Below are 21,352 nucleotides of genomic sequence, written 5' to 3'. Positions count from 1 at the left end.
TGGGTTGGAAGGGGAGCCCTTCGGACCCTATCCAGCCCTCAGCGCGGTCCCTTCCTGGGTCGTTTCGAGAAAGCCTTGGTTCCGATAACGATTTCGAAGCTCCCCGAGCTTTCCTTTGTTCCAGCTGGAGAGCTTGGTGAAGTAACCGGTGATGCGGGTGATGCCATCCACCTCGGTCGATCCGCAATAGGCGCAGGCAGTCCTCAACCCCCGGCTTGTCCGGTTACAGGCATTGCACGTGGTAAACTCCGGGGAGAAGGCGATCTGGTCGTTCTGGGTCTGCCGGAAGGTCTTGAGGACGAAGTTGGCCAGCGACTCCTTCGAGGGCCTGGCCTCGCCGAGCCAGAGATGGGTGAGGGCTCCGGCCTCGATCAGAGGATGAAAGAGGCCTTCCTGTCGCACCCGCTCAATGGGATTGAGGACTGCGGAGACGTTCAGATGGGTTGAATTGGTATAATAAACCTCTCCTCTCGAAAGGTCGCCTTTGACGATGCGGCCCGAAAGGGGCGAATGGTACCTCAGGTCAAGCTTGGCAAAGCGGTAGGCGGTCGATTCCGCAGGGGTCTGTTCGAGAACGAAATGCATTCCGTGACGCTGGCTCAACTTATCAACCAGCAATTTCATGTGGGCGATCACCTTCAACCCGAACTTGAAGGCCTGACGGGACTGGTGCATCTCCTGGCCGGTATGGATCTGGACGAGCTCGTTGAGGCCGACCATCCCGATGAGAAAACTGGCCCGGTGCATCCGCAGATAGGGAGAGCCATCCCGATTCATGGCGAGGAGGGCGAGCGGGCCCTTTTCGCCGAGGGAGAGAAGTTTTTCGATGAAGGCCTTCTTCTCCAGATGGGCCTTGACCGCGATCTCGACAAATTCGGTCAATTTGGAGAAGAGGCGGGTGTCCTCTCCCTTGGCAAGATAGGCCACCCTGGGCAGGTTAAGCGTCACATTCTGAAGGGCGCAATAACGCATCTTCCAAGGCTCTCTGGCCTCCTGGAGATCGGACTGTTCGAGCTTGAAGCTGAGGCGGCAGCACTCGGAGATCTTCGCCGTCTCCCCCCGGTCGAAGACAAAATAGGTGTTTCCCTTTTCTGTGGCCACCTCGCAGATATGGTGGAGAAAGTCCATGTGACCAGGCGTCTGGAAGAATTTCTCCGTGATGTGGACGAGGGGTTTCGGGAAGAAGAAGGGCCTCCCAGAGCCATCCCCGTCCATAAAGACATTGAAAAGGGCCCAGACAAACCGCTGGGATTCCTTCAGATAGTCGCCGTAGTTCTTGCCGGTATAGGCCCCCCCGGGTCCGATGGCAGGGACATCCTCGAAGTGTTTGGGCACCTCCCAGTAAAGATTGATATCCGTGAAGATGGCCTGTCCCCCCCGGGCCACGGCCTGCTGGGAGAATTCGAAAATCAACATCTGGGCCAACTGCTCCAGGTCCCGATCCGACATCCCGACCAGATAAGGGGCGAAGAAGAGATTGACGGCATCCCATCCGATCGCCCCTGCGAAGTTGCTCTGAAGCCCAGCGGCGAACTTCACCATGTGGGCCAGAAGCACCTCCGGATGTTTGGCAGGCTTGGCCATGGCAATGGAATTGGGCAGGCTCAGGCCGAAACGCTTAATATATTCGAGGGATTGACCGCTACAATAAGGACGATCCACAAAGCCGAGGTCGTGCAGATGGATGTCCCCCCGCATGTGGGCATCGGCCGTCTCCTGGGAGAAGACCGAAAGCAGGGCATACTCCTTTTTAATCCTCTCGGCGAGGGTGAGGTTGGTCGCCTCAGGACCGTGAGGGACATTGGCATTCTCCTTGTTAGGGTGGAGAATGAGCTGGTCCACATCGTAAAGGGGCATTCCGAGACGTGTATGCATCTTCCTCGCACCCTCGAGACCTCGTTCGATCAGTTTGGTGTTGACGAGCTCTCGGATCAAGGGAGCGGTGATCATCTTGATCTTGGAGGTGAAGATGAGGTCCTCCACCTCCCGGGCGATCTCCCTGGCCGTATCGCTGTCGATATAGGTCTCCCTGAGGAGGGCATCGACAATCCTCTGCCGATTCCAGTCGTGCATCGACTCTTCGGAAGTCCGGACGAAGAGGGCCATGTCCGTGGTGTCTAACTCGCCTCTGAGCTCTCTACGTTCCTCTCTCATCTCGATGATCTCTGCCATCTTTCAGTCCACCTTGAAATTCAGGATTGGTCGGTAAGAGGGTCAGGAATAGGCTATATTTAGTGTGACCAATAATGACTACAACAACATCTTGTTATTTGTCAAGGGAAAGGAGCCCTTGTGAAAAAAAACATTTGTTCATTTTTTATCGCTGTTATTCCCAAGAAAAGGCCTCAGGGGAGTTTCGAGGAGGCGTTTGAAGAGGCCCACCACTCCTTCTCCGATCATCTTGAAGGGGATGGCCTCGATGACGGGATCATCGAGATCCCCTTTCACCTCATAGAAATAGGAGAGGAAGGCCCGATCCTTTCCTGTGAGGATATACCCTGCGATCGGGATGTGGCTGAGGATGGTATCGACGGTGCCCAGAGGATGAATCCCCACTTTCGCATCGATCCGGTTCTTTCCGAAATCCACCTTTCCTATGGCCGTAATCCTCATCGCATCGCTATCGACCAGAAAATCTTCGGTAAAGGCCACCCCTTCCTTCACCTTGAAGGTTGCCGTGATCCGATGGTATGGAAGCCCCCTCGTCTTCAGATCGGGAAGCCTCCCTTTGAAGAGCTGGGAGACGTTGAGGAGGGAGAAGATCTTGGAAAGGATGTTCGCCCTCTCGATCACCCCGTTCTCCAATTCGAAACGGAGCCTTCCCTGCAGAGACTCCTTTATCTCTTGAAAATTTCCGCCCTCTCCAGCCAGCAGGACCTGATCGATGGAGAGCCTTCCTGTCACCGGCACCTTCTCTCCTTCGACCTTTTTGAGAAGGGTGTGGAGAAGGGGGGGCGCCTCCATGTAGGAGAGACGGGGTCTCATCTCGAATTGAATCCCTCCCCTTGAGGGTTGGACCCAGGCCTCGCCCCAGAGCATGCCCCCGTTCGCCTTGATCTCGAAAGGCCGGATGGTTAAACGGCCATTGACCGTCTTCATCTCAAACTTCAGGTCTTGAAAGACGACTCCCCTGTATCTACCTTTTTCAATCTCCACCCTGCCTTCAAGAATCAAGCGGGAAAGCCATTCTTTTACCTTCTCGAACGACAGGGGGGTTCGGTCCTCCCTTTCGGGGAAGATGGGGTCGAGATGGAGCTGGGAAGACGCAAGATGGATCTGGACCCGTCTACCCAGGGTCGAACCGGTCTCTCCTGCCCCTTCCATCAGCCGGGAGATGCCGAGAGAAAGGTGAACCGGAGAATCGCCCAGCTTTCCCCTCATCCCCTCCAGTCGAATCTGTTGCGAAGAGAAGAGGACCTTTCCTTCCATCCAAGAGAGGGGAACGGGAAGCGCCCTGTGGCCGAAGGAGACGCCCTTCAGCACGATCTCACCCTCTTTGAGGAGGTCCATCCCCTGCTCCATCCTGCCCTGGCAGTGCAGACGGAGCTCTGCGTTTCCCTGAGGTTCCTTCACCTCATCGAGCAGGGTCCGGAGCGGTTTGGGGATGAGGGTCATCTTGGCCAGATCCGAGATGTTTTTGAGATGGATCGAACCGGAGGCCGTGAGGTTCAGCCCGTTTTCTCTCACCGTTCCGTCCAGGAGCAGCGTGGAGTTCAAAAACTGGATTTTTAATTTCGAACAGGTGGCCCCCGCGTTAGAGAGAGAGAAGGTGCCTTCCCGAAGGTGGATCGGTTGGGTCGCCCCCTTGAAAAGAAGGGTGGCCTCCTTCGGTGCGAAATGAAACTCATAGGAAAACGGCTGAAGAGGGGCCGGCCTTCCTCCCCTGAAGCTTGCCTGTCCCGACCCCGAAAGGGCTTGAATCTCCTCGGCCTTCAGACGGACTTGCTGTGGAAAGAGCGGAGATCGGATCAGGGAATGGAGGTGAGGCAGATCGATCTTTCCTCTGACCGACACTTCAAAAGGGCCTCCCCTCTTGATCGAGCCGTGGAGGAGGAGAGAAGAGGTCCCGACGTCCATTTTTACTTCCGACCATTCGACCTCTTCATTGGAGAGGCCTACCTTCCCTTCTCCGATCGAGAGGGGAAAGGGGATTTGAGGGTGGACGAGGCGCACCCTGAAGAGGTGGTAGCTCCCTTGATGCTTAAATTTGAGAGGAGATTTGAGCCTCCCACGGACTTGGAGCTGATAGTTGGCCGTGCCAGAAAGGGAGGAAAGGGACCCAAGAAGATCGCTCGTCTCCCGATCCTCCGCGAACACCTCGGTTTGTAACAGGGCAGGGAGGTCGGCCATCTGAAATTGACCCTGGCCCCTCACCTCAAGGGTGGGAACCTGTAAAAGCTCGTAGAATATCCCTTCGGCCTGCTCGATCTTCGAATGAAAGACCCTTCCTGCCACCTCCTTCAGATGGAGATGACCCTGTTTAAACAGGAGGTGCCCCTTGAGCTCTTCGAGAGGAGGGAGGTTCCAGGGGAGTTTCAGCCGGGCGTTGTGGACCTTCATTTCCACCGAGAGCACATGGGCGTTTTTCGGCTCATCGCAGTGATCGATCTCGGGGATCTTTCCCGAAACCCTAACGGAGAGGATCTGGACCTGGCCGCTGCCTTCCGCCCGGAATAGGGGGTCGGAGACCTTCGGGGTGATGATTCGGAAGGGAATGAACCTCCTCCCCTCTGCAAGGTCGAAAACGTTGCTCGAGGCCATGGCCTCCATCCCCATCTCCTTCGTCCCCACTCCATAGATCCTTCCTTTTGCCCTCAATTTGATCTCGGGAAGTTCGATCGACAAGGCCGGGATCTCCAATGTTCGATTGTCGTATTTCCCGTTCACCTCGAGCTGGATCCATTTGGGGTGGAAGACGTAGGCGAACGCCTGCGGATGATCGTAGGTGACCTCTCTGAGTTGGAGCTTGGCCGAGGCGATGAAGGGCCCGGAGAGAGAGCCCTGATATTTGGCCTTGAGATCGAGGACCCCTGCAATCCTCTTCATCGGAAGGAGTCTTTTGAGATAAGGCCAAAAGTGAGAGACCTCGATTCCCTTCAATTCCCCCTCGGCCCTCACTTTCCCCCTTAGGAGGTCGAAGTCTTCCGGCAACCCCTCCATTGTACCGGAGAGGGAGAAGGTCCCCTTTCTCGGGCCATGGAGCACCTCCCCTGTCACACGAAAAGGAAAAGGTTTATCCCTGGCGATCTTCGAGAGGCGTAAATCGAGGTTCCTGATCACGATGAGAAAAGGCCCATCTTCGAAGGATTCGTCGTTAAAGGAGAACTCTCCGGACCGGAGGGTGAGGGTCCCGCCGAAGAGGGTGGCAAAGGTTTCAACCATCTTGAGAGGAGTCGATCTCAGGGTCTCTCCCTCGGAAGGGGCGTCGAGGAAATTGAGCCTTCCGGTGCGATCCCGGTGAAACCGACCGACCGGTTTTTCGAGGGTCAACCGCTTCCACCTCAACTCTCGTCTGAGCAGAAGGGGAAGGGTTTTGGCCGTTACGATCAACCGTTGGGCCTGGAGGAGATCGTAGGATTTCGAACGGTCTCGAATCCGGAAATCGTCCAAGGCGATCCCAAGGCCGCCCCAAAAACCGATGGTGGCCCTCCCAAAGGTCACCTCTCTTCCGATATGATCGGTCAGGAGCTTCTGGAAGCTGTGCCGGTAATACTCGGGCCGAAGAAGGTAGGGGAGGCCCAAGGCCAGAAAAAGGCCGACGAAAAGGATGGGAATCGATAACCCAATCAAAAATTTTCGGCGATGAGAGATCGCCATTCAGAGCCTCGCGATCAAGAACGTTTCAGGGCATGAGCCAGGGTGAGCACGTCGACCCGCTCGGCGCCCCCCCTTCTCAGTAGTTTTGAACACTCGTTCACCGTCGCCCCGGTCGTATAGACATCGTCGATGAGGAGGATCCTCCTTCCTTCAATGGCTTCCTCGTCGCGGATGACGAAAGAACCCTTGACGGCCTTCTCCCGCTCCTTGCCGCTCAGCTGGATCTGGGGAGGGGTGGCGATCCGCTTCCTCAGAAGCCCCTTCTTATAAGGGATCCGGGTTCTCCGGTGCAAATGCTTGGCCAGAAGAAGGGCCTGATTGAACCCTCGCTCCCTCAATCGTTTGGGATGGAGGGGAACGGGGAGGAGAAGGTCGAAAGAGGAGACGTCCCAGTAGCGATGAAACGTCCCGACCAAAATCTCTCCCAGGAAGGGGGTGAGATTATCCCTGCCTTCATACTTCCATCGATGAATCGCCTCCCGGAGAGGCCCCTCATAACTGCCCGAGGCCCTTGCCATTGTAAAATACTTTTTTTCCGTCAAACAAGGACCGCAGAGATGGGACTCGATCTCCTCCGAGGGGAAAGGCATGCCACAGCACGTACAAAAGGGTGGGCCGATCCACCGGATCTGCGAGAAACACTCCGGACAGAAACCTTCCTGTTCGACCTCCAGGAATCGTTCGCAAACGACGCACTGGGAGGGGAGGAGAAACTGGAGGAGCCTCTTGGGCAGGTTGAGCATCCCTTTCCGCCTGGGGGGTGAACCCTTCTATCTTTCTTCGAGCGAGATGAAAGCCTCCTGGGAGAAGGGCCGGGGAGGGGGCAGGGGAGAGGTTGCCTTTTCTACCTCTTTAACGGTATAGGTGGACCACCGTTGGCACTGGGGACAGAAGGCGACCCAGTTTGGGGATTCCCTGTGGCACACTTTGCAGACAAAGGGAAGATAGGAGGTTCCGCTCAGTTCGAAGGTCTTTTCAAACTCCTGGGCCGCCCGGCTGAAGTCCTTTTTGTGGAGATAGATCTCCGCCAGGAGCCTATGGAGGGCCGGAAAGTCCCTCTGTCTCAGGCCGATGGCCTGAATCTCTTCAAGGGCCTCATCCAGCATTTCCAGCCGCAGACAGAGCTTGGCATAGAAGAAGGCGAGCATCCAGTTGTCCGGGTTTTCCTTCAGGGCCCTCTGATAGATCCGGAGAAGGGATCCGGGGTCTTCCCGGTTGAGATAGAGGTCTTCCAATCGCAGAAGAAAGATGATCGATCGGAAACGACGGAAGCTCTTCCCCCAGACCTTTCCCGCGGAGGCCCATTTGCCCATCCGGAGATAGATCTCCCCCAACAGGACGAACCCGGGCTCAAAGGTCCTCTCCTCTCGAACGATCTCCTTGGCCACCTTGAGGGCCTCCGGGAGCCCCTCTTCCCCCTGCTTCAACAGGTCCTCCGCATACTCATACTTCAGTCCCAGGTAGAAATGGAACTCCTCTTCTTCCGCCTCTTTTCCTTTCACCAACTTCAAGATCGATTTCTGGGTTCGAATCGCATCCCCCCATTGTTTCCTTTCCCGGTAGATCTCCCGAAGCCTTTTGAAGGCCCGGAGGTTGGCCTCATCGAGGCGGACGGCCCGTTGCAAGGCCCGAATCGCTTCGTCCGCCCGGCCGATCCGATGATAGATCTCGGCCTGTTGGATCAGAATCTCCACATTCTTGGGATCGATCCACTGACCTCGCTCGAGCCAGCGCAGGGCCTCTGGATCATCCGACTCCCTCACGGAGATCTCGGCCAACCTCTGGTAAAGATCCTTCTGAAAGGGGTCTTCCTTTAGCACTTCGATAAAATGGGCCTTGGCCTTGCCCAGGTGACCGCGTAAGAGGTCCTCCATGCCCTTATTGAGTTCTTCTTTGATCGCCTGCTCCTTCCGCCTCCGCCTCGCCTGACGATAATTTTCAAGGGCCCGCTTGGCATCCCGGGCCAGAATGGCGATGAAGACGAGCAGCCCTCCCAGGACGAAGGAGCTGATCATCAGCGTGGAGAGATCCGTTTGGAAGGTCCTCCCGAAACATTGGAATTCCACGTCGAGGGGATTGGTCAGGGAGAGCCAGCAGAAGACCGAGACGAGCCCTAAGATCGTCAGAATGAGCAATTTTGTCAGCATGAAACTAAATCAACCCCTTTTCCATTTTGGAGAGACAGGCGACACAATACTTGGCCCAGGGCCGGATCTCGAGCCTCCTCAGGCTGATCGGCTCCCCGCACTCCTCACAGATGCCATAGGTGCCACTGGCCATTCGGTCGAGAGCCTCGTCCACCTCTTGAAGCCTCATCCGTTCGTTCTCGTTCAGGCTGAGGAGGATCTGTTTGTTATAGATGTTGGCCGCTTCGTCCCCGATATCCTGAATCCCATCTTGGCCCATCTCCTGGGAGGAGGTATAGGTCTGTTTCACCTCTCCCACGATCTGCTCCCTCTCTTTGAGCAGTAGTTTTTTGAGGCGCGCCATGGTCTTTTGATCCAACTTTTCCATCTTTTCTTTTTCGTCCATGTCTCCTCTTACCACCTTCTCAACCGCTTTCATCCCCGGGTTTGCCTTTCTCTTTTCGGCACCCCCTTTCTCTTTCTTTTCCTTTCCGGATTTCTCAGATCTTGTCTCCTTGGAGGCCCATTTCTTCTTAGGCAAGTTAGGCAAGCTTCGCTCCCAGGTTCAGCTCGATGCGGGCGGCATCTTCCCACATCCCTTCTAAGTCATAGAATTTTCGGACCGGTTCCAGGAAGATATGAACCACCACGTCGTTGTAGTCCATCAGGATCCATTTCCCGTGAAGGGCCCCTTCGAGGCCGAGAGGTCGAATGCCTTTCTGTTCGAGGGTCTCCTCGATCGCCCGGGCGATGGCCTGAACCTGGCGATCCGATTTCCCGGTCATGATGAGGAAATAATCGGTCACCGTCGAAACTTTCTTCATTTCCAGGATGACCGGATCGAGGGCCTTCTTTTCAATCGCTGCCTTGAGGCAAAGTTGCAACTTGGTTTTCGAATCGGTCGCCATATCCTCCGGTCAAGGTGATGATGGATGTAGCATTATAACAGAAATAAATGGGATGACAACAGAAAAAAGAAGCGCCTAAAGGGGGGCTTCGCTCTCATCCCTCCTTTCGGTACAGGGCGTGTTTCCGGAGATAGGCCTCTGCCTCGGGTGGGATGAGGTACCTCACCGAGGCTCCCCGTTCGATCAACTCCCTTACCTTGGTCGAAGAGATATCGAGGAAAGAGATCTCCCGAAAGTAGAGGCGCTTCCCCGAAGGATGGACCCACGCCTTTAGCTCGAGATCGTATCGAAACTCGGACCTCAGCGTTTCGGGCAGGGCAGAGACGTCGGGTGATGCTTCGCATCCGTGCCGGAGCATCACGATGAAATGGGAGAGGACAAATAACTCCTTGTAATCCTTCCAGGTTTCAATCTCCCCGAAGGCCTCCCCGCCCATGATGAAGTAATGGTCATCGGAGCCTTCTCCACAAAAATGGCGGAGGGTATCGATGGTGTAGGATTTCCCTGGCCTTTTTAGTTCTATCTCCGAGAGGGAGAAGAATGGATTGGAGGAGATCGCCAGTCTCACCATTTCGACTCGGTGCCTGGCATCGAGGATCTCCTCGGGGGGTTTATGGGGGGGGTTGGCCGAGGGAATGAAGATGACCTCGTCCAGACCGAACCCCTCCCGAATCTCCTCCGCTCCCCTGAGATGGCCCAAGTGGATGGGATTGAAGGTGCCTCCGAAGAGTCCTACCTTCTTCCCCTTGCTCTTTCCTTTAATGTTCCGTTCTCCTTTTCAGGATAGTAGGGCGTTTAGCCTCAAACCCATTTAATTATAACGTTCGAATTTGCCCCTCTCCATAGACGATAAATTTGGTCGTGGTCAGTTCCTCCAGCCCCATGGGGCCGAAGGCATGGAGCTTGGACGTGCTGATCCCCATTTCGGCCCCGAGACCGAGCTCGAATCCATCGTTGAATCTCGTCGAGGCGTTGACCAGCACGCAGGAGGAGTTCACCTCCCTGAGAAAGCGCTGGGCGTTTCCATAGTCGGAGGTGAGGATCGATTCGGTATGCAGGGAACCATAGGTGGCGATGTGATCCATCGCCTCATCGATATCCTTGACCACCCGGATGGAGAGGATGAGGTCGAGATACTCCTCAGACCAGTCTTCTTCCGTGGCCTCTTTGATTCCGGGAAGGAGGGTCAGGGTCTTGGGGCATCCCCTCAGTTCCACGTGGGCCTTCTGAAGGGTTTCGGCCAACTTGGGGAGAAAGGCCGGGGCGATCTTTTCATGGACGAGTAGGGTCTCCACCGCATTGCAGACCGCGGGCCGTTGGACCTTGGCATTGAGGCAGATCCTCAAGGCCATCTCCTGATCGGCGGTTTCATCGACGAAGATGTGGCAGACCCCTTTATAGTGTTTGATGACCGGGATCTTGGAATGGGCCGAGACAAACCGGATCAGGGCCTCCCCGCCCCTGGGGATGATGAGGTCGATCTCCTCTTCGAGCTGGAGCATCTCATAGATGGCCTCCTTTTCGGTCCTGGCGAAGGTCTGGACAGCCTCCGCTGGCAATCCCGCTCTCTGGATCGCTTTTTGAATCAGGTGAACGAAGGCTTGATTCGAATGGAAGGCTTCGGAACCGCCCCTTAGGATCACCGCGTTTCCCGATTTAAGGCAGAGGCCTGCCGCATCGACCGTCACATTGGGCCTCGATTCATAGATGATTCCCACGACCCCGAGGGGGATCCTCATGCGTCCCACCACCAGGCCATTGGGCCTCCTCCACATCCGGATTATCTCTCCAACCGGATCGGGGAGCCGGGCGACCTCTTGAAGGCCTTTGTTCATGGAACGAACCACCGAAGAAGTAAGCCTGAGGCGATCGATCATGGCCGAAGACAGCCCCAACCGTTCGGCCTCCGCAAGGTCTTTTCGGTTCTCCTCGATGAGAAAGGCCTCGTTCTGTTCGAGGGCCTCTACGATTTCGTAAAGGGCTTTGTTCTTTGTCTCGGAAGAGGCCTTCGCCAGATGGCGGGAAGCCTCTTTGGCCCGTCGGGCCATCGCTTTGACTTCAGCCCTGAGTTCCATCCCCATCTCACAAGACGACCAGATCATCCCGATGGATGACCTCATCCGAATATTTATAGCCGAGGATCTTCTCGATCTCGGAGGTCTTGTGGCCTTTGATCCGGTCGAGCTCCTGGACGCTGTAGTTGACGAGCCCCCGAGCGAACTCCTTTCCCCTGGGTCCGATACAGGAGACGGAGTCGCCCCGATCGAAAACCCCCCTGACCTCAAGCACTCCCGATGGAAGGAGGCTCTTTCCTTTCTGCACGATGGCCCGCTTGGCACCCTCATCCACCAGGAGATCTCCCTTCGGTTTCAGGTTGAAGGCGATCCAGTGTTTCCGGCTGCTCAGGGTTTTAGGTTTGGGCAGGATGAAGGTTCCGATCTCTTTCCCTTTGAGGATCTGCCGAAGGACCTCCTTTTTGGTTCCGCAGGCGATCACCGTCGGGATGCCGAACCGCGAGGCCTTTCGGGCAGCCTGGATTTTGCTCACCATCCCGCCCACGCTCATCTCGCTCCTCGTTTCTCCGGTCACCTCCCCCAGATCGGCGTCGATATCCTCGATGAAGGGAATGCACTTGGCTTCAGGATGGATCCTTGGATCCCGATCGCAGAGGCCATCGATATCGGTCAGGATGATGAGGAGGTCGGCCTCGATCAGGTTGGTGACGAGGGCCGAGAGGTTATCGTTATCGCCGAACTTGATCTCGTCGACGACGACGGTGTCGTTCTCATTGATGATAGGGATGATCCCGAGATCGAGAAGGGTCAGAAGGGTATTTCTGGCATTGAGGAATCGCCTCCGATGGCTGAGGTCGTCGTGGGTGAGAAGAATCTGGGCCACCATCTGCTGATACCGGGAGAAGTAATTCTCGTAGATATGGATCAGTCGCCCCTGACCGACAGCGGCTGTGGCCTGCTTCTGGGTGATCGTTTGAGGCCGGGTCTTTAATCCCAACTTCTCCATCCCCGCCGCTATGGCCCCCGAGGAGACCAGGACGATCTCATACCCCTGCCGTTTCAGATCCGAAATCTCCTTGGTCAGCTGGGAAAAGACCTCGTAATGGAGGCCCCTGTCCACCGAAGCCAGGATGCTCGAGCCCACTTTGACGACGATCCGCCTGACCTTGGCGAGAATGCCCCTTCGAATCTCTTTCCGACTCATTCGCGTCCGACAAACAAGGCTATGATCGGGCCTCCTTCAAAGGAGACAAAGAGGCCAAAGCCAGCGTCATGGCCAAGAGCAGTTCCTCCACCCCCTCCCCCGTCTTCCCCGATATCGGATAGAGCCGATGGCCCCTCTTCTCAAACATTCCCTTCACCTCCTCGATCCGCTCCCGGACGGAGGGGAGATCGATCTTGTTGAGGGCCACGAGCTGGGTCTTTTCCGAAAGAGCGGGGTGATAGGCCCTGAGCTCGTCATTCAGGATGTCGAAATGTTTTAGGGGATCCGGGGGAGGATCTCCGGAGATGTCGAGAAGGTGGACGAGCACGCTCGTCCGTTCCACGTGTCTCAAAAAGGTATGGCCGAGCCCCGCCCCCCTGGAAGCCCCTTCGATCAGGCCAGGAATGTCGGCCACCACAAAGCAACGGCCCTCCTCCCTCTCCACGACCCCTAAGTTAGGAGCTAAGGTGGTGAAGGGGTAATCCCCGATCTTCGGCCGGGCCGAAGAGATCCGGGAGAGCAGTGTTGACTTTCCGGTGTTGGGAAATCCGATCAGGCCCACGTCAGCGATCAGCTTGAGCTCGAGGCGTATCCACCTCTCCTCGCCCTTTTCGCCTTTCTCCGCATGGCGGGGGGTTCGATGGGTCGGGGTTGCAAAACGAGCATTTCCCCTTCCGCCCCTGCCTCCTCTGGCCGCGGTAAATCGCTGCCCCTCGAAGAGGAGGTCCTGCAACACCTCTCCGGTTTCATCATCCAGGACGAGGGTCCCCACGGGAACCCGAAGGATCAGGTCTTCCCCGTCTCTCCCGGTTTGATTTTTGCCTTTACCATGGGCCCCTTTCCGGGCACGAAACTGCTGTGGGTAGGATAGATCGAGAAGGGTTGAGAGTTGAGGGTCTGCCTGGAGGATCACATCCCCCCCTTTACCGCCATCTCCGCCGTCTGGACCTCCCTTGGGGATATATCGTTCCCTCCGAAAACTGACGCACCCGTTTCCGCCATCTCCTGCCTTCACCCGGATTCTTACGCGATCCACAAATTTCATGGCGATGGATGGAAGGGGATGGGGGACGGGTTAGAGGGTCGTTGCGTAAACGCTCACCTGTTTTTTATCCCTGCCTCTACTTTCAAACTTGACGATGCCGTCGATCTTCGCAAAAAGGGTGTAATCCTTTCCCATCCCCACATTCTCTCCGGGAAAGAATTTGGTCCCTTTCTGCCGAACCAGGATACTTCCGGCCGAAACGAGCTGGCCGCTGAAACGTTTCACCCCTAAACGCTGGCCAGCGCTATCCCGGCCATTGCGAGAACTCCCTCCAGCTTTTTTATGTGCCATAACAACCTCCTGGGCACCGAAACTCCCTTCCCTTGCTCAATCCACGGATCGACTCGCCCGAAAAAGGGGATCAAGAGCGAGAAAAGGGGGGTTATCGGTGATTAGCTCGAAGTAATTTCGTTGATCCTCAAATAAGTGTAAGCCTGGCGATGGCCCTTCATCCTCCGGTAATTTTTTCGCCTTTTCATCTTATAGGTGAGGACCTTTCTCCCTCGGGCTTGCTCAACGATCTCTGCCGTGACGACCGTATCCTTAAGGGTGGGTTCCCCGATGCGGACCTGACCTCCTTCAGAGACCATAAGGACCTCTCCCAAAGTAATACGATCCCCCACTTCCCCCTCTAACTTCTCCACACGGATCACATCCCCCTTGGAAACCCGATATTCCTTTCCACCCGTTTTCAGAACGGCAAACATCTTCCCATCCTCCGGATGATTTATCCGTAAATATTAAAAAATTTAATGAAAATTGTCAAATGCCCCCTCGACTCTTATTGGCCATGGACAACCGACTCCCCCTTGATTATACTGTCAGCGAAGAGCCTTCGGTTGGCCGCAAGCGGTCGGGCCGTAGCGTTAAATAACCCCATGAAGATCCTTCTCATTCAACCTCCGGTCCGTGATTTTTACCATACCCCGATCCGAACCCAGCCCATCGGGCTTGCCTATCTGGCGGCCTCCCTGAGGGCGAGCGGTTACGAGGTCGAAATTCTTGATTGCCAGACCGGAGCCAAAAAACCCATCCCGATCCCATCGGAACTCTCCTACCTTAAAGAGTTCTACCCTTTTGAAGATCGAAGCCCTTTCAAGCTTTATCAGGGTTTTTACCATTTCGGGATGGGATGGGAGGAGATCCGAAAGAGGATCGAGGCATCAAACCCCGACCTCGTCGGGATCTCTTCCAGCTTTACCCCCTACCACGGGGAGGCCCTGAGGGTCTCCCACATCGTCAAGTCATGGGATCCCAGAAAGATCGTCGTCATGGGAGGTGCCCATGTCTGCTGCGATCCGGAAGGGGTTCTGAAAAATCCATCGGTAGACTTCGTGATCCTGGGAGAAGGGGAGGAAAGGTTCCCCGCTCTTGTCGAGGAGATTCGGAGGGGACGATCGAAAGAGAGAATCGAAATCGACGGCGTGGGATATCGCGTGGACGGGTCGACCCGGATCCATCCCATCCAAGCCTTCCTGAGGGATTTAGATGCCTTACCCCTTCCTGAAAGGTCCTTGCTCGATATCGAACGATACCGGATCCGCGGAAAGCGGTCCACCATGTTAATCACAAGCAGGGGCTGTCCCCATGGATGTTCTTACTGCTCGGCCCACCTGGTGATGGGACGCCTTTTTAGGGCCAGAAGCCCTCAAAACATCCTTCAAGAGATGATTCTTTGCCATACCCAATACGGGATCGAGGCCTTCGACTTCGAAGACGACAACTTCACCTTCGATCTCGGAAGGGCCAAGGGGTTGATGCGCCGAATCATCGAACACTTCGGGGAGAGCCGCCTTGACCTTTCGGCGATGAACGGTCTCTCCTTCGCCTCCTTGGATGGCGAGCTTCTCTCTTTGATGAGGCGTGCCGGATTTCGCACCCTGAACCTCTCCTATGTGAGCACAAACCCCCTGACCAAGGAGAGGCTCATGAGGCCAAGCCCTTCCCTCGATTTTGAAGCGATCCTTAAAGAGGTGGAAAGGGTCGGTCTCAATGTAATCGCCTATGCCATCCTTGGAATCCCCGGCCAGACCCTCGAGGAGATGACCCACACCCTCGTTTACCTCATGGGAAGGAGAGTTCTCATCGGACCGAGCCTTTACTATCCGGTGCCAGGTACCCCTCTTTTCGAACGACACGGAAAGGAAAGCTTTTTGCCAACCGGCCTTAATCGGTGCCGCTCAAGCGCCCTTCCGATCGAGACGGACTCCTTTAGCCGTCTCGACCTGGCGACCCTTCTGCGCCTGGCCAGGCTCATTAACTTCCTCAAAGGCCAAATGGATCGGCGGGAGATGGCGGAAGGAATGACCTGGCGGGAACTGGCGGAGCGATGGGGCCGGAGAGCCTCCGGAACCGGCCGGAACCCCACATGGGAAGATCTCCTTTCGAGGTTCTTCGAGGAAAAATCCTTCTACAGCCTCGTCCGGATGGACGGCAACCGGCTCTTCCTCAGGAAGGAGGCCACGTCCCAGAGGGTAATGGACCTCTTCTTCGAAGAAGCCTGGGAGAGACCGATCTTTCGTTCCCGGAACGATTGAAAAGGGGAGAGGCCAAGGGTTATAGTTTGGGCGAGTCGCAGAAAGGATGGGATCCAGATGAAGGCGATGGTCCTGAGAGAGATCGCACCCATCGAGAAGGAACCCCTCAGGTTCGAAGAGCTGCCCGATCCCGTGCCAGGACCCAAGGAAATACTGGTCCACGTCTCGGTCTGCGGGATCTGTCACACCGAGCTTGACGAGATCGAAGGAAGGCTTCGGCCCGTGCTCCCCGTGATCCCGGGACACCAGATCATCGGAAGGGTCGTGGCCGTAGGGTCAGAGGCGAGTAGATTCCGGTTGGGAGATCGGGTGGGAATCGCATGGATCTACTCCTCCTGCGGGACCTGTCCGTTTTGCGAAGCAGGGCATGAGAACCTTTGCGAAGCCTTCAAAGGCACGGGGTGTCACGCCCACGGTGGCTATGCGGAATACATGACGGTCCACGAGGATTATGCCTACTTGATCCCCGAGAGGTTCGCCGACCAGGAGGCCGCGCCCCTCCTCTGTGCAGGAGCCATCGGCTACCGAGATCTGATGCTCTCGGGCATTCAAAAAGGTCAGAGGTTGGGCCTTTTCGGATTCGGGGCCTCTGCCCACATCGTCCTTCAGCTCGCCACTTACTGGGGGTGCGAGGTCTTCGTCTTCACCCGAGGCAAAGAGCACCGTGAATTAGCCAAAACGTTGGGGGCGTCTTGGATCGGAGGGCCGGATGACCTGCCCCCCAGAAAACTCCACGCGGCCATCGACTTCACTCCGGTGGGGGAGACGGTTCCCATGGCCCTTCAGGCCTTAGAGAAGGGTGGAAGGTTGGTCCTGGCGGTCATTCGGAAAAGAACCCTCATCCCCCCGTTAGACTATGCTCAACACCTCTGGGATGAAAAAGAGGTGAAGAGCGTGGCCAACCTGACGCGAAAGGACGCGGAAAACTTCCTCTTATTAGCTGCCAGAATCCCTATCCTGCCCGAAGTTCAAGCCTTCGAATGGACAGAGGCCAACCGGGCCCTTCTCCTCCTGAAGGAGGGAAAGGTTCGGGGTTCGGGCGTATTGAGGATCTCAAAGGGTTTCTGACAAGGAGAGAGCATGGCCACCTCGATCTATCTGGTCCGCCACGGGCAGACCGCCTGGAACAGGGAGGAGATCTTCAGGGGAAGGACAGACGTCCCCCTCGACGAGACCGGCCTGAAGCAGGCCGAACTGGCGGGTCAGTATTTGAGCCAGAGGAAGGTCGATGCGATCTACTCGAGCCCCCTCCAGCGCGCCATTCAGACGGCCGAAAAGATCGCCCGTTTCCATGGCCTCGAGGTCCATCCCCTAAAGGGGCTGATCGATATGAGTTTCGGGAGCTGGGAGGGACATGCGCACCAAGAGATCAAAGAGACCGACCCTGAAACCTACCGCCGATGGAGGGAAGAACCCCATCTGGCCAGGCTTCCGGGCGGTGAGACGCTCGATCAGGTCCGAGAGAGGGCGATGGCCGCCCTCGAAGAGGTCATCCAGAGACATCCGGGGGAGTCGCTCGTTCTGGTCTCCCATCGAGTCGTCAACAAAGTCCTTCTTTGCGGCATCCTCGGCATCGATAACTCTCACTTCTGGCAGATCGCCCAGGATACGACGGCCATCAACCTGATCCAATATCATCAGGGCCGTTACGTCCTGGCCTTGATGAACGAGACGTGCCATTTGAAACGTCTGGAGGAGGCGAGACAGTTTGTCGACTTTTAGGAAGGCCTACGTCTTTTCTTTCGGGTTGACCCGGAGGGCGGGTAGGTGGCTTCGACCGTGCTCTTCATCCCCCCTCGGACATTGAATTCGCCGGTCACCGTCGCCCGGAGGGGTTTGGCCGCTTTGACAATGTCTCGAAGGATTCGATTCACCGCGTTTTCATAAAAGATCCCCAGGTTCCGATAGCCGAGGATGTACATCTTGAGAGACTTCAACTCGATACACCATCGATCCGGGACATAGCGGATGGTGATGGTTCCGAAATCGGGCAGTCCCGACCTCGGGCAGACCGAGGTGAACTCAGGGATGGCGATCGTGATCTCATAGTTTGGAAATTGATTCTCGAAGCATTCGATCTCGGGCAGGGGGGTGTCGATCCCGGCCCGGGCATGTTCTTGGGTATAAGAGCTCATCTCCCCTCCTCGGAGTTACGATTCTCTTCCCACCTCTTTGACCGATGTCTCGATGGGAAGTTTTACGCGAAAGGTAGCCCCTCTCCCGACCTCGCTCTCCACTTCGATGTCTCCTCCATGGCCTTGCACGATGGCATAGCTGATCGCCAATCCCAGCCCGGTCCCCTTCCCGGTCTCTTTGGTGGTGAAGAACGGGGTGAAGATCTTCGAAAGATGTTCCGGCGGGATCCCACAGCCGGTGTCCTTGAAGGAGACCTCCACCATCCCGTCATGGACCGCGGTTTTGATCGTCAGGGTGCCGCCCTGATCGGCCATGGCATCGGCGGCGTTGATGAGGATATTCATAAAGACCTGTTGGATCTGATCGCCATCGATCGAAAGCATCGGCAGCTCGTTCTGATACTCCCTTTGGATCTTCACGTTCTGGAAACGGGCCTGGTTTTCGAGAAGCTGGAGGGTCCGGTCGATCAGGAGATGGAGGTCCGTCTCTCGCTTGTCCGGTTTTCGCTGGCGGGCGAAGTCGAGAAGGGCCTTCACGATATTTCGGCACCGCGTCGTCTGGGTGACGATATTTTCCATGTCCCTTCGCCAGGGATGGGACTCGTCCATCTTCTTCAGGATCAGGGAGCTGAAGGTCAGCACCCCCGTCAGGGGATTGTTGATCTCATGGGCCACGCCCGCGGCGAGCTCCCCGAGGGCGGCCATCTTGCCGGCGCGGATGAGCTGATTCTGGACCTGCTGAAGCTCGTGCGTGCGTTCTTCGACGCGTTTCTCCAGGGTCTGGGTCCAGCCCTCGATCGCATCGCGGGATCGCTTCAGCTCCAAGATCATATGGTTGAACGACTCGGCGAGCTCCCCCAACTCGTCGGACGATTTGATCCGGACCGTCTGATCGAGGTCGCCTTCCGCCGCTCGTTTGGTGGCGGCCAGGAGACGGTTGATCGGCCGCTCGACAAACCGCGTGAAGAGCAGGCCCAAGAGCAGACTGAGGGCGACCACGCTGATCGCCCCTGAGAGCATCATCCGGTTGTAGAGCTGGACCTTTTGCTTGTCGAAATCTTCAAGGGTGACCATCGTGTCGAGGACGCCAAGAACGTTGATATTCCTCGGGTGGCAGGGGAAGCAGGAGGGCTCGTTGTAGATGGGGTTGATGAGGCCGAGGAGCCTCTTCTTGTCCTCCGTGTGGTAGATGCGGGTCTTGCTGTCCGAGGGGAGGAGGACCCTGGCTTCGCCCTCCCGATGGCATCCGTAACAGGCCTCGGCCTTCATATCGACCACGGTTCCCACCTTGGTCCGGTCCGAAGAGACCGTGATCTCTCCGGCCTTATTGAAGATGCGGACCTCCACGATCCCTTTCCGTTGGGCCACGTCATCGATGATCCGCTGGTACTCATCGCGGCGGTCCTTGATCATCGCATACCGGATGCTCAGCCGGATCGTCTCGCTGAGATTGAAGGCCTCCTCTTCGGTCTTTTCGATCATCTGTTGGGAGAGGGATTTGATGTTGAGATAGAGAAAGATGCCTTCGATCACGACGACCACGAGGACGACACTGAGGATGATCTTCGATTTCAGCGTCCAAAACCGAATCATTCCCAACCTCTCAGTTGGTAATACTCCTGGATCATGGTCTCCATCTCTTCGGGCTGGATCGACTTGCCAGTCTCCTGAAGGACCTCCCGAAAGAAACGGCGGGGGAGTCTATCGTCCCGTTTCGTGACCCCTTCTCGACGATTGAAATCCCTGGCCAATTGGAGGATATTGGCGGCGATGGTTTTCAACGCTCCCTTTTTGAGGGAGAGGCCACAGGCGGCCTTCAGGATCTCTTGAAGGTCCTTCCAAGTAATGAGATCCCGATAAAACCGGCAGAGGATGAGGGCATCGAAGAGGTTCATCTTATCTTCGTAGTCGATGAAGAGACGGGCTTTCCCCCGGATCTGTTCCGGATCGATCTGTCCGGAAAGCTCGGATTTATAGAAGGTTGCCCTCAGGTGGCAGGCGCCCCGGTCGGAAGTCGCATAGGCGAGGCCCATCCCTTTCAAAACCCTGGGATCAAATCCCGCCGGCTCAAGCCCCTTCACATGGACCGCTTCCCCCTCCATCCCCCAGACCGATGCGGCGTGGCGGACCCCTTCGGAGAGGACCTTGCCGATCCCTTCCCGGTAGGCGATCTTCCTCAAAATCTCGGCAATGGCATCCACATCCCCATACTGGAGCTTCTCTTTGATCTTCCCTTTCAGAGAGGCCTCGATGGCAAAGGCGGCCAGGTTCCCTGCGGTGATCGTGTCCATTCCGAGGCGGTCGCAGAGGTCATTGAGGTAGATGATCTCCTCGATCGACCGGACCATGCAGAGGCCACCGAAGGCATAAATGGTCTCATATTCCGGCCCCATGATCTGAAGCCCTCGATGTCTTCCCTGTTTGACCCGGGAGACCTTTCCACAGGCCATGAAACAGTGGGGGCAGGCCGAGGGTTTCACCTCGCACCGCTCCATCAGGCTCTCGGCGCTGATCCCCTCCCACCCCTCGAGCGTTCCTTTCGACCAGTATCGGGTGGGGAAGGCTCCGATCGTGTTCATGATCGAGACGAGCATGGGGGTGCCGTACTTTTTATAGATCCGGACGACCTCATGATCTTTGACGCGCTCCTTGAAGGCCTCGGAGAGTCGTCTCAAAAGGGCGGGGTCGGCCACCTCCCTCCTCTTTCTCCCATGGAAGACGATGCCTTTCAACCTCTTCGACCCTAGGACCGCGCCGATGCCTGCCCTGCCGAGGGATCGCCACCTCTCGATTTCGATCACCGCGAACTTGACGAGGTTTTCCCCGGCCGGACCTATGACCAGGGCCCCTGCCCCCTTCTCTCCCGCCGTTTTTATCAATGCCTCTTCTGCCTCATAAGTCTCTTTACCCCAGAGAGAGGAAGCAGCGTGAAAAAGGACGCCCTCGTCACTGATCTCGAGAGAGACGGGCTCTTTCGATCGACCCTGGATGACGATGGCATCGTAGCCTGTCCGGCTGATGGCGCTGGTGATCTTGCCGCCGGAATAGGACTCCGAATAGATCCCCGTCTGGGGCGATTTGGTGAAGACGGCGAAACGGCTCGAACCATAGAAGACCGTGTCGGCCAGGGGGCCCAGGGTGAAGATGAGGCGATTCTCCGGTGAGAAAGGATCCACTCGGGGGGGGTTCTCCTGGAGAAGGAGATACGATCCCAACCCCTTTCCGCCCAAATAGGAGCGCAAAACGGCCTCCGGCAGGGGTTCGACCGTGGTCTTTCTCTTCGAAAGATCGATCCGGAGCAGTCGATGGAAGAAACCTTTCATCAAATCTATCTTAATGGAAAGAGAGGAGTCAAATCAAGGGAAGAAGGTCTACCGAATTGCCCCAACTTATGAGAAAGATTTGTAAAAGATTGACCACTAAATAAGAAGAGTGGCCCTACCCGGGTTTTACAAAAATCCTCCGAAGGGTTGGGCAATCCCACCCTGGAGTCGGGGAGATCCCTTATTTTCTTAACGAGCATTCCTTTCATGGCAAATTCAGCCCAATTGTATTCTCCTTCGGG

18 protein-coding genes are annotated in these 21,352 nt (G+C 56.4%); 3 read left to right on the top strand and 15 right to left on the bottom strand.

Translation table 11 applies throughout. The annotated features are described in order from the left end of the window. Positions 1-27: 27 nt before the first annotated feature. The 12 genes from nrdD to rplU form a co-directional block, all read right to left on the bottom strand. The gene (gene nrdD, locus N3G78_05675; GenBank protein ID MCX8117408.1) at positions 28-2,172 is read right to left on the bottom strand and encodes an anaerobic ribonucleoside-triphosphate reductase; all 2,145 of its coding nucleotides are present in this window, start codon (positions 2,170-2,172) and stop codon (positions 28-30) included. A gap of 138 nt (positions 2,173-2,310) precedes the next feature. Further along, positions 2,311-5,817, bottom strand: coding sequence for an AsmA-like C-terminal domain-containing protein (locus N3G78_05670; GenBank protein MCX8117407.1), 3,507 nt, complete (start codon positions 5,815-5,817; stop codon positions 2,311-2,313). A 14-nt stretch (positions 5,818-5,831) separates the two neighbouring features. Beyond that, complete coding sequence (locus N3G78_05665) at positions 5,832-6,560, bottom strand: ComF family protein (GenBank protein MCX8117406.1); 729 nt, start codon at positions 6,558-6,560, stop codon at positions 5,832-5,834. Between the two features lie 27 nt (positions 6,561-6,587). After that, a complete protein-coding gene (locus N3G78_05660; protein ID MCX8117405.1) occupies positions 6,588-7,964 on the bottom strand; it encodes a tetratricopeptide repeat protein in 1,377 nt (458 codons plus the stop codon). A 4-nt stretch (positions 7,965-7,968) separates the two neighbouring features. Further along, positions 7,969-8,349 (bottom strand): TraR/DksA family transcriptional regulator, encoded by a 381-nt coding sequence (locus N3G78_05655; GenBank protein MCX8117404.1) that lies wholly within the window; start codon positions 8,347-8,349, stop codon positions 7,969-7,971. A gap of 136 nt (positions 8,350-8,485) precedes the next feature. Further along, on the bottom strand, positions 8,486-8,851 hold the full coding sequence (gene rsfS, locus N3G78_05650; GenBank protein MCX8117403.1) for a ribosome silencing factor: 366 nt from the start codon (positions 8,849-8,851) through the stop codon (positions 8,486-8,488). 94 nt (positions 8,852-8,945) lie between these two features. Next, positions 8,946-9,614, bottom strand: a complete 669-nt coding sequence (gene nadD / locus N3G78_05645; GenBank protein MCX8117402.1) for a nicotinate-nucleotide adenylyltransferase — start codon at positions 9,612-9,614, stop codon at positions 8,946-8,948. Between the two features lie 52 nt (positions 9,615-9,666). Continuing rightward, on the bottom strand, positions 9,667-10,926 hold the full coding sequence (locus N3G78_05640) for a glutamate-5-semialdehyde dehydrogenase (GenBank protein MCX8117401.1): 1,260 nt from the start codon (positions 10,924-10,926) through the stop codon (positions 9,667-9,669). A gap of 7 nt (positions 10,927-10,933) precedes the next feature. Next, positions 10,934-12,055 (bottom strand): glutamate 5-kinase, encoded by a 1,122-nt coding sequence (proB, locus tag N3G78_05635; GenBank protein ID MCX8117400.1) that lies wholly within the window; start codon positions 12,053-12,055, stop codon positions 10,934-10,936. A 34-nt stretch (positions 12,056-12,089) separates the two neighbouring features. Continuing rightward, positions 12,090-13,115 (bottom strand): GTPase ObgE, encoded by a 1,026-nt coding sequence (obgE, locus tag N3G78_05630; protein ID MCX8117399.1) that lies wholly within the window; start codon positions 13,113-13,115, stop codon positions 12,090-12,092. A 30-nt stretch (positions 13,116-13,145) separates the two neighbouring features. Beyond that, positions 13,146-13,406 (bottom strand): 50S ribosomal protein L27, encoded by a 261-nt coding sequence (gene rpmA, locus N3G78_05625; GenBank protein ID MCX8117398.1) that lies wholly within the window; start codon positions 13,404-13,406, stop codon positions 13,146-13,148. 101 nt (positions 13,407-13,507) lie between these two features. After that, the gene (gene rplU, locus N3G78_05620) at positions 13,508-13,822 is read right to left on the bottom strand and encodes a 50S ribosomal protein L21 (GenBank protein ID MCX8117397.1); all 315 of its coding nucleotides are present in this window, start codon (positions 13,820-13,822) and stop codon (positions 13,508-13,510) included. A 171-nt stretch (positions 13,823-13,993) separates the two neighbouring features. Here rplU and N3G78_05615 point away from each other — a divergent pair, with 171 nt between their 5' ends. Genes N3G78_05615 through N3G78_05605 form a run of 3 tightly spaced genes read left to right on the top strand, consistent with a single transcriptional unit; the run spans position 13,994 to position 17,374 of the window. After that, on the top strand, positions 13,994-15,652 hold the full coding sequence (locus N3G78_05615; GenBank protein ID MCX8117396.1) for a B12-binding domain-containing radical SAM protein: 1,659 nt from the start codon (positions 13,994-13,996) through the stop codon (positions 15,650-15,652). Between the two features lie 57 nt (positions 15,653-15,709). Next, entirely contained in the window at positions 15,710-16,720 is a 1,011-nt protein-coding gene (locus N3G78_05610; GenBank protein ID MCX8117395.1) for a zinc-dependent alcohol dehydrogenase family protein, read from the top strand. A 12-nt stretch (positions 16,721-16,732) separates the two neighbouring features. After that, a complete protein-coding gene (locus N3G78_05605; GenBank protein ID MCX8117394.1) occupies positions 16,733-17,374 on the top strand; it encodes a histidine phosphatase family protein in 642 nt (213 codons plus the stop codon). Here the strand turns inward: N3G78_05605 and queF are convergent. From queF to N3G78_05590, 3 genes are read right to left on the bottom strand one after another with little or no spacing between them, the layout of a single operon-like run. After that, on the bottom strand, positions 17,371-17,787 hold the full coding sequence (gene queF, locus N3G78_05600; GenBank protein MCX8117393.1) for a preQ(1) synthase: 417 nt from the start codon (positions 17,785-17,787) through the stop codon (positions 17,371-17,373). The two genes, N3G78_05605 and queF, sit on opposite strands and share 4 nt — an antisense overlap. 15 nt (positions 17,788-17,802) lie before the next feature. Continuing rightward, complete coding sequence (locus tag N3G78_05595) at positions 17,803-19,380, bottom strand: ATP-binding protein (GenBank protein MCX8117392.1); 1,578 nt, start codon at positions 19,378-19,380, stop codon at positions 17,803-17,805. Next, positions 19,377-21,110: an aldehyde ferredoxin oxidoreductase family protein gene (locus tag N3G78_05590; protein ID MCX8117391.1), complete on the bottom strand. Its 1,734-nt coding sequence runs from the start codon at positions 21,108-21,110 to the stop codon at positions 19,377-19,379. The genes N3G78_05595 and N3G78_05590 overlap by 4 nt, the downstream gene beginning before the upstream one ends. Between the last annotated feature and the right edge of the window lie 242 nt (positions 21,111-21,352).

It is taken from the genome of Thermodesulfobacteriota bacterium (assembly GCA_026415035.1).
Taxonomy (GTDB): domain Bacteria; phylum Desulfobacterota; class BSN033; order BSN033; family UBA1163; genus RBG-16-49-23.
Note: the sequence above shows the minus strand (reverse complement) of the source record. Positions and strands in the feature narration are given on the sequence as shown.

Coding starts and splice junctions, on each gene's coding strand:
- N3G78_05590 (MCX8117391.1), bottom strand. CDS start 21,110: ATGAAAGGTTTCTTCCATCGACTGCTCCGGATCGATCTTTCGAAGAGA.
- rpmA (MCX8117398.1), bottom strand. CDS start 13,406: ATGGCACATAAAAAAGCTGGAGGGAGTTCTCGCAATGGCCGGGATAGC.
- N3G78_05640 (MCX8117401.1), bottom strand. CDS start 10,926: ATGGAACTCAGGGCTGAAGTCAAAGCGATGGCCCGACGGGCCAAAGAG.
- N3G78_05665 (MCX8117406.1), bottom strand. CDS start 6,560: ATGCTCAACCTGCCCAAGAGGCTCCTCCAGTTTCTCCTCCCCTCCCAG.
- rsfS (MCX8117403.1), bottom strand. CDS start 8,851: ATGGCGACCGATTCGAAAACCAAGTTGCAACTTTGCCTCAAGGCAGCG.
- nrdD (MCX8117408.1), bottom strand. CDS start 2,172: ATGGCAGAGATCATCGAGATGAGAGAGGAACGTAGAGAGCTCAGAGGC.
- rplU (MCX8117397.1), bottom strand. CDS start 13,822: ATGTTTGCCGTTCTGAAAACGGGTGGAAAGGAATATCGGGTTTCCAAG.
- queF (MCX8117393.1), bottom strand. CDS start 17,787: ATGAGCTCTTATACCCAAGAACATGCCCGGGCCGGGATCGACACCCCC.
- N3G78_05655 (MCX8117404.1), bottom strand. CDS start 8,349: ATGGACGAAAAAGAAAAGATGGAAAAGTTGGATCAAAAGACCATGGCG.
- N3G78_05660 (MCX8117405.1), bottom strand. CDS start 7,964: ATGCTGACAAAATTGCTCATTCTGACGATCTTAGGGCTCGTCTCGGTC.
- N3G78_05595 (MCX8117392.1), bottom strand. CDS start 19,380: ATGATTCGGTTTTGGACGCTGAAATCGAAGATCATCCTCAGTGTCGTC.
- N3G78_05615 (MCX8117396.1), top strand. CDS start 13,994: ATGAAGATCCTTCTCATTCAACCTCCGGTCCGTGATTTTTACCATACC.
- N3G78_05670 (MCX8117407.1), bottom strand. CDS start 5,817: ATGGCGATCTCTCATCGCCGAAAATTTTTGATTGGGTTATCGATTCCC.
- N3G78_05610 (MCX8117395.1), top strand. CDS start 15,710: ATGAAGGCGATGGTCCTGAGAGAGATCGCACCCATCGAGAAGGAACCC.
- N3G78_05605 (MCX8117394.1), top strand. CDS start 16,733: ATGGCCACCTCGATCTATCTGGTCCGCCACGGGCAGACCGCCTGGAAC.
- obgE (MCX8117399.1), bottom strand. CDS start 13,115: ATGAAATTTGTGGATCGCGTAAGAATCCGGGTGAAGGCAGGAGATGGC.